The sequence below is a fragment of the Robbsia andropogonis genome (assembly GCF_034047095.1).
Lineage (GTDB): Bacteria > Pseudomonadota > Gammaproteobacteria > Burkholderiales > Burkholderiaceae > Robbsia > Robbsia andropogonis.
Window position 1 is genome coordinate 129,505 of the sequence record NZ_CP139170.1, and the last position, 14,260, is coordinate 143,764.

The following is a 14,260-nucleotide window of genomic DNA, read 5'->3' on the forward strand; positions in this document are numbered from 1 at the left end:
TGATGGCACTTTTGTCTTTCCTGGGATTTGTACCTAGCAAGTAACCCGCATCTCGAAAATAAACGCATCAATAAATAGACGTGCCATGAAAGAAGGGCCCGTATCGCATCGATCACGGGCCCTTCTTCATCCATCAGCGCGGCACTGGCAGTTTGAATAATTCATCCAGGCCAGAGTGATACGCGCGGCAGGCTTTACGCCGGCACCGTCTCCGCCTTCGCTGCACGACCCCACACCCGGTGGTGCGCGATGGCGTCGATAAAGGCTGGGAGCACCTTATCGATATGTGCCGTGTCATCGCTGATGACACCTTCCTCGCTCACGGGCAGATTGGCCGCCGCCAGGACATCGCGGCCATGGCCGACGGCGGCGATGGCTTTCAGGTGCTTATACGCCTCGAGAAGATAATGACGCGCATCGCCATTCTTCGAGAGAAGCTTGGCGCTGTCGGCACCGCACGCCACGAACACGGCATCAAACGCAATCGACGGCATACCGGCGATGGTGGCATCGGCATAGACGCCGGGCGCCACCTCACCCAACATCGGCGCAATAACCTTCGCTTGCGCGCCGGCCTTCTCCAGTGCCATCTTGGCGGTGGCAATACTGACCGGGTCGGCGCCCTTTGCCGCGAGGATCGCGATCTTTGTCGTCTTGATACCGGGCTGCACCTTGGACATCAGGCTCAACGACGGTGATGCAGAAACGGATTTCTTGCCTTTGCCAGGTTTGGCCAGCACGTCGGCGCCAGGGGTTGTCGCCTTCGCCGGAATCAAGCCGAGACCGTCGCCCACGCGCGCGGCCAGATCGGGATCGACGTTCGCAAGGTTATCCACCATCCGCTGTCGAATATATTCGCGCTCGACCTTGCCGAGTTCGAATTGGTACGACGCGACGATATGATCCTTTTCCGGATCGCTCATGCTGTTCCAGAACAATGTCGCCTGAGAATAGTGGTCGCCGAAAGAGGTACTGCGCTCGCGGATCTTCGCCGCATCGATCCGTTCCGGATAGGTTTCAAAGCCTCCGTCGCGCGCCGCCGCCGGCGTCTCCTTTGGCCAGCCACCCGATATCGAATTTGGCTCATACGACGTCTGCCCACGATGAATCACTTGGCGATGCATGGCGTCGCGCTGGTTGTTCACGTTCGGAGAGACCGGGCGATTGATCGGCAGCTCATGAAAATTCGGGCCGCCCAGGCGGCTGATCTGCGTATCGGTATAAGAGAACAGCCGGCCTTGGAGCAATGGGTCGTTGCTGAAGTCCAGGCCCGGCACGATATGCCCCGGGCAGAACGCGACCTGTTCGGTCTCGGCAAAGTAGTTATCCGGGTTGCGATTCAGCGTCATCTTGCCCAACATCGTGATGGGCACCAATTCTTCCGGAATGATCTTCGTCGGGTCCAGAAGGTCGAAGGCGAATGCGTGCTCGTCTTCCTCCTCCACGATCTGCACACCGAACTCCCATTCGGGAAAATTACCGGCTTCGATGGCCTCCCAGAGGTCGCGGCGATGGAAGTCCGGGTCCTTGCCAGACAGCTTCTGTGCTTCATCCCAGATCAGCGAGTATGAACCCAGGACCGGTCGCCAGTGGAACTTGACAAAACGGCCCTTGCCTTCGGCGTTGACGAAGCGGAAGGTGTGGATACCAAAGCCTTCCATCAGCCGATACGACTGCGGAATGCCGCGGTCCGACATCGCCCACATCACCATATGCGTGGTTTCCGGCACCAGCGTGACGAAATCCCAAAATGTGTCGTGCGCCGTCGCACCTTGTGGCATTTCATTGTGCGGTTCCGGCTTCACTGCGTGGACAAAGTCCGGAAACTTGATGGCATCCTGGATAAAAAAGACCGGCATATTGTTGCCGACCAGGTCGAAATTGCCTTCATCGGTGTAGAACTTGACCGCGAATCCGCGCACATCGCGAACGGTGTCGGCCGAACCGCGCGAACCCTGGACCGTCGAGAAACGCACATAGACCGGCGTACGCGTGGCCGGATCGGCAAGAAACCCGGCCTTTGTCAGCGCGGTGTGCGACGCGTATGGCTGGAAGTAACCATGCGCAGCAGCGCCCCGCGCGTGCACGATTCGCTCCGGAATGCGTTCATGGTCGAAATGCGTGATTTTTTCACGCATGATGAAGTCTTCCAGCAGTGACGGACCACGTGCGCCGGCCTTCAGCGTATTTTGATTATCCGAGACCTTGACGCCCTGATTCGTCCTCAACGCTTCGTTATCGACGCTGACACTGAACGTGTCGAGTTGCCGATCTTTTGATGTTGGCTGGTTTGTTGATTGCGAGGGTGGCGTTGTTGCCATGTATTGCTCCTTGGCATGCGGCGCGTGCGGCATGAGATCGAATTGAGGATCGATTTCTGCATCCGGCTCGGCACACACCGGTGTGTGGGGAAGGAACCACTCCTTTAGCAATCCCTGTTCCTGTCACCGCAATGAAAAGCGAATGAACCACCCGTTTCCCTCGGCGCGATCACGATTAATGAACGATCATCGGCGGGCCGGAAGCGTTCAAACCCCCGCGTCCTGATCACTCGACCGGCAAATGATGCACGGAGCGGCGCGGGGTTTTACAATGCAACGATCGCTCAAGCCGTGTCGACACACGGCGTGCCCAAGCAGGAAATTGCGTGCATGTCAGCAGAAACGAAGACTCAACAAATCGAGGCATTGCGCCAGGACGGTTTCGTCATCGTGCGCGGCCTCGTTCCGCCCGCAACCTGTGCCGCCATGCGGGAGCGAGCGCAAGTGCAACTGGCCGAGGGCAAGGCACCGCACGAACTCGAGGCGCAGTTGCAGTATCCGGGTGCGCCGGCGTCCATCGATGCGCCGGGAGGCAAAACCGTGCGTCGGCTGCTTGATGCCTATGGCCGCGAGCCGGCTTTCGCCGACTTTGCAACCTCCCCCGATATCGCGGGTTGGGTGACCGGTTATTTTGGCGAGCAGACATTGCTCTCGCGGGCGCACCATAACTGCCTGATGACAAAGCACCCGCAGTACGGCAGCCTGACCGGCTGGCACCGCGATGCGCGATATTGGTCCTTCTCACGAGACGACCTGGTTTCGGTCTGGCTTGCATTGGGCGACGAAACCGCCAGCAATGGCGCGCTCTGGTTGATCCCCGGGTCACATCAACGGCAATTCGCACCGGAGAGTTTCGATGATGCGAAATTCTTCGTGCCGAACAACGCGGAAAACGCCTCCCTCATCACACGTGCGGTTTGTCCCACGCTGGCCGCCGGCGATGTCCTGTTCTTTCACTGTAATACGCTGCATTCAGCTGGCAAGAACGTCACCGACGCCGTGAAGTTTTCCCTGGTGTTCACCTACCACGGCATCAGCAATCCCCCCGTACCGGGAACACGTTCGACGTCGAAGGAAGAAGTGTCACTGATCTAGAAACGGCACACCGACCGTCGCCGCGATCAACGCGCGATCATTTCGAAGGCACTGCCTGTGGATATCCTTGTGGATAGCACCGCGAGAAAGGCAGGGATAAGCTGTCAACAGCGTGTCGATAACATGCCCATTCCGCGCCTCTCCAGGGCAGCGTTGCAACTGGCACGCCATGACGGACATGGGATGCAGGATCAGCGTTGCATAGACCATGAGACGGCCGAAGCACGGGCCTTTTGCGCAGTCTCAACCACTGGATAACTACGGGATAAGACTAGGAAAGAATGGGGATAAGTGGCAAATAACATACCGATGCACAGGACATTTTTCGCCACCATTGTCGCATACGGGCCGTGGAAGCGGCGGCTGTCGTCCGCTTCGCCACGAATGCCTCATGAGCCCGTGATCCCCGGCCTCGCCGTCACACGGGCCAGAGTGGTTCTTCATCCATCAAGGCCACCTGTTCGCGGAGTTCCAGAATGCGGTCCTCCCAGTAGCGCTGGGTATTGAACCAGGGGAAGGCAGCGGGAAACGCGGGATCATCCCAGCGGCGCGCGAGCCAGGCGCTGTAGTGAATCAAGCGTAATGTCCGCAGCGGCTCGATCAGGTACAGCTCGCGTTGATCGAAATCGCGGAAGTCTTCATAGCCTGCCAGCACGTCGCCGAGCGCACGGCGCTGACCGTCGCGATCACCGGGCAACAGCATCCATAAATCCTGTATCGCCGGCCCCATGCGACTGTCATCGAAATCGACGAAATGCGGGCCTGCATCGGTCCACAGGACATTTCCGGGATGGCAATCACCGTGCAGGCGCAGCGATGTCAGGTCCCCCGCGCGGTCATAGCCGCGCGCAACCGCCGCCAGCGCCAGATCGACGATGGCAAAATACGCCTCTCGCAGAGATGGCGGCAGGATGCCGCTATCGTGCAAATACGCGCGCGATGCGACGCCGTATGTCGCCAGATCGATGGTGCCGCGTTCGACATACCGTTCCCGGGCGCCGACCTGGTGAATTCTCCCGATGAACCGGCCTAGCCATTCGAGCGTATCGGACTGCTCCAGTTCGGGCGGACGTCCACCGCGGCGCGGGAACACGGAAAAACGGAAATCGCGATAACGGCACAGCGTCGTGGCGCTTGCATCGCCCTCGGGCAAACACAGAGGCGCGACCGCCGGAATTTCCGCCTCCGTCAGCGCCTGCAGGAAAGTGTGTTCCTCCAGGATGGCGGCATCGGACCAGCGGTGCGGGCGGTAGAACTTTGCAATGACCGGTGGCGCATCGTCGATGCCCACCTGATACACGCGATTCTCGAAGCTGTTCAGGGTAAGAAGACGGCCGTCCACGCGCATGCCGATCGACTCGATCGCATCGAGCACAAGGTCCGGGTTAAGGGTGGCGTAGGGCTTGCCCATCGACGGCGCCTCGGAGGCGTCGTCAACGTCGTTCCTGCCAGTGGGGTCTTGCACGGTCATTCTCGAAAAGCGGCTGCCGCGGGAGGCTTGCCCCTTCGGACAGGCACCGCTTCAGCCTGTTGACGTCACGTGCGGCTGCGCGGGACGCTTACTTTCAGTGCAAGGCACCGCCTGCCGCGGCATGGGAGGTCAGGGCACTCAGCGGCAGCGCGTCGCCGGAGTCGATCAGGTCGGCAACAAAAAAAGGCTCGGTGTTGAGTTCGCGTGACGCGCCCGGCGTCCCTGCGTACCACGTCACCATCGCCATGTCGCCAATGATGCGCTTGATGATGCCAAGCGCGCCGGAGGGAACCGCGATATGGTTGGATCGCACTATGCTACCGATCTTCATCGAGGCTTCTCCCAAAAAGACGGACCTGGCATCCGCCTGCTGATAATAAAGGCACTTTAAACGGTTGACCGAAGCACAACCAGATTCATTATACGGCGGCCGCCGGCCGCCAAAACGATGTTGGCGACGTCCCCCTGCAACCGCGGGTGCCAGTCGCGACTGGAAAGTCCGCCGCGGACGGTCGCGCCCTCCCGGAGACAAAAAAAAACCCGCCATCGGGCGGGTGGAATCCATATCAGGAGGACATGGAGGAGACGATTTCAATGTAGTGCCGCCAAAAGCGGGACGCAATGGAATCGATAGAGGGTTAACTCTAAAAGGGTTGACCCTGATAAGCCTTAATCGCGTGTATGCCAACGCCGGATCACCGGCGGCAGCCTGCTGTGGGATCAAAGCCACAGTGCAACGCTGTACGCTGGCCATGGTGGCTGGCCGCGGCACGAGAATCTGGCGCGATGCCGTGGTCCGAAGGACGCCGAGGATGGCGTCAGCGGCGGGTCCGGCAAAATGATACAGTGCCCGGTGAATCAGGGATCCCGCACGATGCTGTCATGCCGGGATGACCCGCTTAAGGTTGTCATTGAATGAACAAGAGCACATCGGATTATTCGCAGCGGCTTGCCGTGTTGCAGGACGCGGCCCGATCGGGACTGCTGGCGACAGGCGGACGAGGTATTGAAAAGGAAAGCCTGCGCGTGCGGGCCGACGGTACGCTGTCGCGCACCCCGCATCCCAGCGCATTGGGCGCGGCATTGACGCATCCGGAAGTGACCACCGATTACTCCGAAGCCCTGCTGGAATTCATCACGCCACCCGATGCCGATCCGGTCAACGCGTTGTCGCGGTTGCACACGCTGCACGCGTTCGTCCATCAACGCCTGGGTGGGGAGTTGTTGTGGGACTTGTCGATGCCCGGCGTGCTGCCGCGCGATGCCGATATCCCCATCGCAGATTATGGTCGCTCGAACCAGGGCCGCTTCAAGCATGTCTATCGCCAAGGGCTGGCGGTGCGCTACGGCAGGGCAATGCAATGCATCGCGGGCATCCATTACAACTTTTCACTGCCTGATGCCCTATGGGCACCGCTAGTCGGTGTCGCCGATAACGCAGCGCCACCGCACGACACGCAGTCGGAAGGCTATATCCGCCTGATGCGTAACTATCGGCGCTTCAGTTGGCTGCTGCTCTATTTGTTCGGTGCATCGCCAACGCTGGATCGTAGCTTCTTCGCCGAACGCATCAACCAGCAGACGCTCGCCGTGGACAAAGGGACCTATCCGGGCGGCCTGGCGTTGCTGGATGAGCAGACGCTATATCTCCCATACGCGACCAGCCTGCGGATGAGCGATCTCGGTTACCACAACGAAGCGATGCGAGAACGCCGCCCGGATTTCGTCTCCCTGGCACGCTATATCCAAGGCCTGGAGGACGCCATTGCCGCGCCTTACGCGCCGTATGCCGCCATTGGCACGCATCGCGATGGGAAATGGATTCAGTTGAACACGAACCTCCTGCAGATCGAAAACGAGCTGTACGCCACCGTGCGCCCGAAGCGCGTTGGCGCCGAAGGCGAACGTGTCGTCCACGCCTTGTCGCGGGCAGGCATTCAATATATCGAGATACGCTGCCTGGACCTCAATCCCTACGATCCGATCGGCATCGACGAAAGCACGACGCGCTTCCTCGATGCCTTCCTCGTCATGTGTGCGCTGGAAGATAGCCCCGACGACGAGGCATTGCAGCGCGAGGCGGATGCCAACTTCCTGGCCGTCGCGCGCGATGGTCGCCGTCCGGGCAAGCAATTGCAGCGCTCCGGGGAAACGGTGACGCTGCAAGGCTGGGCGGAGGCATTACTGGATCAGATCGGCGTGACGGCCGCGCTGCTGGACGATGCGGGCCAGCACCGCGGCGGGCTGTCCCACGTCGCCGCGTTGCAGCGGCAACGGCAGATCCTGGCGAGTCCCGAAACGCTACCGTCGGCACGCGTGCTGGACGCCGTGCGGACGGCCGGCAGTTACGCCGCATTCGGCCTGCGGCAGAGCCAGGCACACGCGGCCCTGTTCATGAACGTACCGTTGGATGCGGCGTGCGCCGCCGCGCTGGATGCGCTGGCGCTAGCGTCGATAGAGAAACAACAGCACATCGAAGCGGCCGACGATATCGACTTCGATACCTTCGTTCACCGCTTCGGCAAGACGCTGAATGTCACCGCAGGCTGAGCCGGCGGCACGGCACGCATCATGTCGCATCACATTCAATGAACAGGGGATTTTCCGGCACTATTCTGAACTGGACCGGCCGCCGCGACGACCGGCTCGCCGTTCTGGTCAACCGGTGCAGACAGTCCTTCCCATCCGCCGCCCAACGCCTTGATCAGACCCGCCGCGGCGACCATGCGTCGCCCATTGACATCGATTAGGCTACGCTGCGTCGACAGCAACGTCGCCTGCGCGGTCAGTACGTCCAGGTATTGATTCGTACCGGCCTTGTAACCGTTCGTCGTGACGGTCAACGACTGCTGAGCAGACACCACGGCTTGCTGGTCGATGGCGGCTTCGTTCGCCAGGATTCGCAGGCTTGAGAGATTGTCCTCGACGTCCTGGAACGCGCTCAGCACCGTTGCGCGGTAGGTCGCGGCGGCCTGGTCGTACGCAGCACGCGCCCCGGCTACCTCGGCGCGTCGCAAGCCCCCATCGAACAAGGTGGCGGCCAACTGCGGGCCGATCGTCCACATCCGCGCGGGTGCGGTCAACCAGTTCGAGAACATACTGCTGGCAAAGCCGCCCGTGGCGGACAAGGTCAGCGTCGGGAAAAAAGCCGCTTGATAGATGCCGATCTGTTCGTTCGCGGCAGCGGCACTACGTTCCGCCGCGGCCACATCGGGGCGTCGCTCGAGGAGCGTCGACGGCAAGGCAAGCGGAATCGTCGGCGGCACGGACTGCAATGGCGCGGCGGCGAGCGAGAAGACCGAGGCAGGCTCTCCCACCAGCACCGCGATCGCGTGCTCGTACTGGGCACGGTCGACCTGATTGTCCACCGCGGACGCCTGCGCGTTTTGCAACTGCGTCTGCGCCTGCAGGACATCGGAACGGCCCGCCACGCCCTGTGCATAGCGGTTCTGGGTCAACTTCAAGTAGTCCTGGTAACTGCGGACGGTGTCGTCATACAACGTCTGCGCCGAATCGAGCGCGCGCAACTGGAAGTAGTCTTCCGCCAGCGTCCCCTGGACCGAGAGGCGGGCATTCGCGAGATTGGCCTGGGCGTTTTGCGCGCTGGCGCGTTCCGACGCCACCTTGCGCCGTACGCTGCCCCACAGGTCCGGCTCCCACGATGCGTCCAGCTTCGCGGAATAGCTGGTCGAGACGCTGGGTTGACCCGTACCCGATGCGACGCTGCCATAGCCAGACCGGGTCTCGCTGCCGTTAAGGCTGATCGTCGGGAAATAACTGCTGCGCGCCTGAGCAACCAGCGCGGTGGCCTGGCGGTAGGCGGCTTCGTATTCCGCGATCGATTGGTTCGCCTGGTTCGCTTTCTCGATCAGCGCGTTGAGCGTTGGGTCACCGAACACTTCCCACCATGCACCGCGCGGATCATGATCGGCCGGCTGCGCAACTTTCCAGCCCGGCGGCGCCTCCTTGAAGGCGGCCGGCACGGCCATCGCCGGCGTCTTGTAATTCGGTCCCACCGCACATCCACCCAAGGCACCCGCCATGACCAATGCGGCGCATAGCGCCAGCAAAGACGACGATGGTCCGCGGACATCCATTCTCATAGCCCCTTCCTTCGCATTTCACGCCACCCTTGATTATCGCCGCATCCGCGCGAGGACGGCGTTGTTCGCCGCATCTCCTTGCATTTCCAAAGATTTCAAGAAGATACGGCGCACCCGCCCCTTTTGGGCGAGAAAGGCCGGCGAGGTCGGGAGGTGAATATGTCAGGGGAAGCGCAAGGCAACGGTGTTCGATTCGATTTTTGGTCCCAACAAGGGTAGCAGGCCCGACACCAGGTTTGCCTGCGCGGGACCTTCCGCGCGGGCTTGCCCCGTAAACTGGAAGCCTTCCCCGTTACCTTCACCGCTGCCACTGAGGAAAAGCGGCCCCGTCTCCGTCGCCAACTGTAGCCGCACACCGTTCCCCGTTGCCTGCAGATGCACCCGATAGCTACCAAGCGGACGGACGCGCGAAATACTGGAAGACATGTTATCCAGGAGCACCGTCATCTGACCGTAGGCACCGGTTCGTAACAAACGCCAGTCCGTCCATTCCAGACGCGTTTCACCTTGCAAATCCAGCGTGTTGAAGGGTGCGCCCAGCCCATTCAGCAAGCTGACCGGCACCGCGATACCACCGGCGTGGACCGTCACGCCATTCATCCCGGCCACGATTCGGACATTCTGGGACAGCGGGCTATCTTCCCGCACGTCCAACCGGACCTCGCCGGCGAACAAGGGCCAGAACGCCGCATGCCACAGTACGCGATAAGGCAAGCGCGCCGCCTTCAAGGCGGCACTCCCGGGCGCCATGACATCGTCGGATCCGGCGGGCAGCGACGCATCCGGCAAGCCACCGGGCGCAAGCACCAGGACCGCGGACCCGCGCCACAGCGAACCGGTCACGTCGACCAATGCTACGCGCCCCTGCGTGTAGCGCGCGCAGAGCGGCGTCACCCAGGCGGCGGGCAGCAGCACCAGGATCGTCAGCACCACCGTCACTACCGCGATGAACGCCATGCACCATATGGGCGGCCGATCTCCCCACGGCGGGCTGTCGAGCGGGTCACGTCGATGGATGCCCGCCCACTTCGTGCGAGTGGGTCGTATCGCGGTCGCATCGACCGCCACGCGACGGCCGCGCATCAACGTCATCGCGCCACCCTCCCGCCACCACCGTCACCGCCGTATTGGCCGCCACCACTACTGCCTCGCTGGCCTTCCAACGTCACCACGGCGTCGACCCGACCATCGATGGCGCCGTCGGGCGCGCGCACCGGCGTGACCTGCGCATCGGCCACCTTGACCTTCAACTGGGTGCGCATCTGGTCGAGCCAACGCACCAGCGCCGCAAACGAGACCTGTTTTACCGTCACGCGAACGCCATTGCCGGCTGGCGCCACCGCGGAGGCATCACCCAGTCCGGCGTCGGTCAGTGCCGCGGTCAACCCGGTTTGCAACGCATCGCCAGTTGGCGCCACACCCTGGGCCCCGCTCGAGAGCCGCTGCGCGATGAGCGCCTGCGCCTGCATCTGCCCGAGCTGGCGTTGCAGGCCCGGCAAGCTTGCTTCTATCCGTCCGATCCCCTCCACCGCCGGCGCGATCAGCACCTGGTAGAACAGGGCGATCAACACCACCACGGCGCCAATCGACAATAGCCGGCGCTCACGCGGCTGTCGCTGCGCCCACCACGCCATGACCATCATCTGCAACGTACTCATCGCCGGCTCCTGATCGTCCAATGCTGACCGTCCGGCCGTGTCTCTGTCGTGGCCTCCAAACCCTGCCGCGACAGACGCTCGCGCAGCCCTTGATCCACCGACGCATCGCCGTGGAAGATCACCTCCAAGTTGCCGTTGTCATACTTCATCGTGGCAATGGCATTCGGCGAAATACCACCCATGGAAAGCGACAATCCGTTGGTCAGCATCAAGAAATCATTGGGTGACAACTCCCCGGCCGCCACGCGCAAGGCATCGAGCGAGCGCGTCATCTGCACGACTGGATCGAGTACGACCGTCGTCGACGGGAATGTGGACAAGAGCCGCTCGGTCATCGCCGCTTGCACCGCGTTACGCTGGTGGACCAATTGCATCCACCGCAGGTTCACGCCGATGACGCAGACCAGGATGCTCGCCGCCACCAGCAAGACCGGCCAACGCACTTGCCGCCACGTCTCGCCAGAGAGACGGAAACCCTTGGGCGCGAATTCGAACTGACACAGATCGATCGGGCAACGCTGCGCTGCCAACGCCAGTTGTTCCATCGTGAACGGCCGCGCCCCGGCGCGCAATGCCGGCGCAAGCGTTGACGCTGATTGGCCGTCGGGCGCACTGGCCAGGTAGTACGACACGCGGTTTGGCGCGATCATATCCAGCGTTGTCGCCATATCCGCAACCGCGATGCGCAAACCTTCGCCACACAGGCGATGAGCCGTTGCCGCGTCAACGGTCTCCGCCTCGGTGTCCACGCGATTGTCGGTATCGATTCGCGCCCGGCCACTGGCCTCCGTCAGTGCCTGCGCGTGCGCGGTCTCCGCAAGCTTGTCCGCCGCGCCCCCGTGTCCTTGCAAACCGGTGCCATCGATCGCCTTGCCCTCGTCACCGCCCGCGCCGTCCGGCAATAGCACGACATCACGCCCGTCAACGGTCGACTCGGCGGAAATGGCAGCATCGGCGAGACCCGCGCTGGCCGCCGACGTCACTAAGGCATTCGATTCGGTGTCCACCACATCGACCCGTTCGCCGTCGAACGAAGGCCGGCGTCGCAGCGTCACTTCGACGACCTCATCGTGAGCGTCATCCGGCGCACCGGGTGTCGATGCGACGCCCGGTGCGATATCGATCAACACCGACACCGGTGCCCCCGTGTGGTCAACAACGCCCTCCAATGCCTCGACAGGCGTACCGCCAGCGCCTGCGGACGTCCGGTCCGTGAGCGTTGGCAGCGGCAGACATCCCGTCATCGGCACGACCCGCAACACCTTATGCCCGGCGGCGGTGAACCGGTCGAGCAGACTGCGCAGCCAGTTTCGATCGACGGCGGCCACGGTACGCACGGAGGCCGCCTTGCCCAACGCGGCCAGACGCGGGCGACGCGCCGCGAAGCCACGCCGGCGCGTGCCGCCAGCCAACGCCGGACCGGCACCGGGCAGGGGACCAACGACAAGATGTACCGGCGCGGTGTCCGGCAGCAGCCAATCTTCGATAATGTTCGGCAGCGCTTGCTGCATGCGCACGCCATGCAGCGGCGGGACCGGAGCATCCACGAGCAAGACGTCGCGGGCGGCGAGAACGAGGCAGGTCATCTGCGCCACCGGCAGCAGGTGCAGCGGCGCGCTGCCCGATTGCAGCAACGCGCCGCGCCGGTCCATCAGGACATATCGCAAGCCGCCGGCCGCGGATGCGTCCGGTCCATTCGCCGTGCCGGACGTGCCAGGTACCGCACCGCCCTCCGCGCTGTCCACCGCATCACGCGGCGGAATCAATACGGTCAATGTGCTCACACACTCTCCAGTTCTTCATTGCCGCGCATCTTGCACCCGTATGATGCGTGTTGAATGGGTGCGCGGATCGCGATATACCAGCGCCACGCGGTCCACCACGGCGCGTTCATGCGTGATGCGCGCGTGGATTTCAAAGTAGTGCGTGGTGACATCGAAAAATTGTCCATCCAACGTCTCCCCCGTCGTCATGAAGCGCGCCAGCCGCGTCTGCGCATCGCCCAGGTTGATAAAGAACGCCTGGTCGCGCGTGGTGATCATCGCCTGCGCCGCGGTCAACGACAATGCCGGCAGCGCCGCGGCGATCACCTCCGGACCGGCCGTGTTCAGGTTGATCTGCGTCGGCACGGGCAGGATCGTGACAAACGGCCGCAATCGAGCGATGACCGCCGGCGTAAAACCGGGCACGGCAACCAGATCGTCGACGTCGTGCAACTGAATCGGTCGCGTCATCTGCGTTGCGACGTCTCCGGCGCTCATGCCGGGCGTGTTCGTCAAGCCACTCTCACGGCTTACCGCATCGCCATCGGACTGAGCCGCTGCCAGTGCATCCGACGCCACGTCGCCCGTCTGCGCCTGCTGTCCTTTCGTCACGGACGAGAGCAACGTCGTCAGCACATACTGCGCGGCGGGCGGTGCCAGATCACTGCTCAAGCCCAACAACGACAACAGCTTCTGAAACTGCATCTGCGCCTGCGGATTCACCTGCAATCCCGTCGCCGGCTTCGAATTGACCAGGTTGCGCAGGTTGAAACGCGACTGGGCATCCACCACGCCACCCGACAACCAGGTGGACGCGCCTTGCTCCGCCCGGGCAATGCCGATCTTGCCGAGAAAGTCCGAGAGGCGCGTCGGCGCGATCGGCACGCTCCAGGCACCACCTAGATAGGTCACCGGCAACGCGTCCGCCTGCGTGCGCAAGATCAGTCGCGCCCAATCGAACACTCCGCGCGAAACCCACCGCGCTTGCGCCGCCTCGCGCTGGTTCTCCACCCGACGGATCTCCACCTGCTGTCGCCACAACAATCCTGAGACCAGCACCGCCGCCAGTGTGGTCACCAGTAGCGCCGTGATCAGCGCCGCGCCCCGCGCGCGCGCGGCGCGCGGCCGACAAAACGCGCATCGTCCAGTTGATCGCATCATCATCGGGTGTGCTCTCATTGCGCCACCAGATAGTCGCGTTCATATCGGCGCACGCCGCCGCCCTTCGTCGTCAGCGTCAGTTGCAACCCCTCCGCGGCACGGTCCAGCGGTGCGGCGCTCGTCGCCGGATCGCGTAGCGCACGCTGCGCACGGGTCACCTCCGCGGCCACCTCTTGCTGCGACCTGGTCCATCCCTGCGCCTCCAGCCAGACAGCCGCCTGCAAACCCTGCACCTGCGGCAGCAGCACCACTTCGCCCCAGTCGCCCTGGTTGCCCTCACCTGATAGCGCTTGTCGCAACGCTCCCACCGTACCAATCGGCGCGGAGGCGCGGCGCACCAGATTACCGTCCCGCACCGCGTACACGATGACCTGCAAACGTTGCGGCTGTTCCGGTCGCAGCAGATAACGCACGATCGTGAAACCATCGCGTTGCAGCGTTATCGCGCTGCCTTGCGCATCGTCGTCGCTGGCCGCCGCACGGGCATCGTAGCCAACCTGATCGAATGCGCGCGCGATGGCCCGCTCGTCAGCCATCGCCGCCACCACGATCTGCCGACCCCGGACGATCTGGTCAAACCCCCGCCAACTCAGTAATGCCACCACGGCCAACAGCGCGATGGCCACCAGCAATTCGATCAGCGTGAAGCCGGCCACAGGCGGAGCCTTGCTCGCCATGGAGACGCCGT

General features: G+C 62.8%; 11 protein-coding genes. 2 read left to right on the plus strand and 9 right to left on the minus strand.

Annotated features, from left to right (window positions below; all coding sequences use genetic code 11):
- Positions 1-194: 194 nt before the first annotated feature.
- On the minus strand, positions 195-2,321 hold the full coding sequence (katE, locus tag SJQ66_RS14195) for a catalase HPII (RefSeq protein WP_320534918.1): 2,127 nt from the start codon (positions 2,319-2,321) through the stop codon (positions 195-197).
- Positions 2,322-2,651: 330 nt separating this feature from the next.
- Here katE and SJQ66_RS14200 point away from each other — a divergent pair, with 330 nt between their 5' ends.
- Positions 2,652-3,416, plus strand: a complete 765-nt coding sequence (locus tag SJQ66_RS14200) for a phytanoyl-CoA dioxygenase family protein (RefSeq protein WP_024904966.1) — start codon at positions 2,652-2,654, stop codon at positions 3,414-3,416.
- Positions 3,417-3,834: 418 nt separating this feature from the next.
- Here the strand turns inward: SJQ66_RS14200 and SJQ66_RS14205 are convergent, their stop codons facing one another.
- Both SJQ66_RS14205 and SJQ66_RS14210 read right to left on the minus strand, forming a co-directional pair.
- Positions 3,835-4,887, minus strand: coding sequence for a serine/threonine protein kinase (locus SJQ66_RS14205; RefSeq protein WP_024904964.1), 1,053 nt, complete (start codon positions 4,885-4,887; stop codon positions 3,835-3,837).
- Between the two features lie 94 nt (positions 4,888-4,981).
- Positions 4,982-5,218 carry a hypothetical protein gene (locus SJQ66_RS14210; protein WP_024904963.1) on the minus strand — a complete coding sequence of 79 codons (237 nt, stop codon included), beginning with the start codon at positions 5,216-5,218 and terminating at the stop codon, positions 4,982-4,984.
- Between the two features lie 584 nt (positions 5,219-5,802).
- On the opposite strand from SJQ66_RS14210, the gene gshA reads away from it, so the two are divergent.
- Positions 5,803-7,437: a glutamate--cysteine ligase gene (gene gshA / locus SJQ66_RS14215; protein WP_253464249.1), complete on the plus strand. Its 1,635-nt coding sequence runs from the start codon at positions 5,803-5,805 to the stop codon at positions 7,435-7,437.
- Positions 7,438-7,472: 35 nt separating this feature from the next.
- Here gshA and SJQ66_RS14220 read toward each other — a convergent pair whose 3' ends face one another.
- From SJQ66_RS14220 to SJQ66_RS14245, 6 genes are all read right to left on the minus strand, one after another.
- Positions 7,473-8,990 carry an efflux transporter outer membrane subunit gene (locus SJQ66_RS14220; protein WP_024904961.1) on the minus strand — a complete coding sequence of 506 codons (1,518 nt, stop codon included), beginning with the start codon at positions 8,988-8,990 and terminating at the stop codon, positions 7,473-7,475.
- Positions 8,991-9,152: 162 nt separating this feature from the next.
- Positions 9,153-9,947, minus strand: a complete 795-nt coding sequence (gspN, locus tag SJQ66_RS14225) for a type II secretion system protein N (RefSeq protein WP_046152470.1) — start codon at positions 9,945-9,947, stop codon at positions 9,153-9,155.
- A 131-nt stretch (positions 9,948-10,078) separates the two neighbouring features.
- Positions 10,079-10,648, minus strand: a complete 570-nt coding sequence (gene gspM, locus SJQ66_RS14230; RefSeq protein ID WP_024904959.1) for a type II secretion system protein M — start codon at positions 10,646-10,648, stop codon at positions 10,079-10,081.
- Positions 10,645-12,432: a type II secretion system protein GspL gene (gene gspL, locus SJQ66_RS14235; protein WP_320534919.1), complete on the minus strand. Its 1,788-nt coding sequence runs from the start codon at positions 12,430-12,432 to the stop codon at positions 10,645-10,647. The genes gspM and gspL overlap by 4 nt, the downstream gene beginning before the upstream one ends.
- 15 nt (positions 12,433-12,447) lie before the next feature.
- Positions 12,448-13,590, minus strand: coding sequence for a type II secretion system minor pseudopilin GspK (gene gspK, locus SJQ66_RS14240; protein ID WP_082102457.1), 1,143 nt, complete (start codon positions 13,588-13,590; stop codon positions 12,448-12,450).
- A complete protein-coding gene (locus tag SJQ66_RS14245; protein ID WP_051504637.1) occupies positions 13,587-14,249 on the minus strand; it encodes a PulJ/GspJ family protein in 663 nt (220 codons plus the stop codon). Before SJQ66_RS14245 ends, gspK begins: the two co-directional genes overlap by 4 nt.
- Positions 14,250-14,260: the final 11 nt, after the last annotated feature.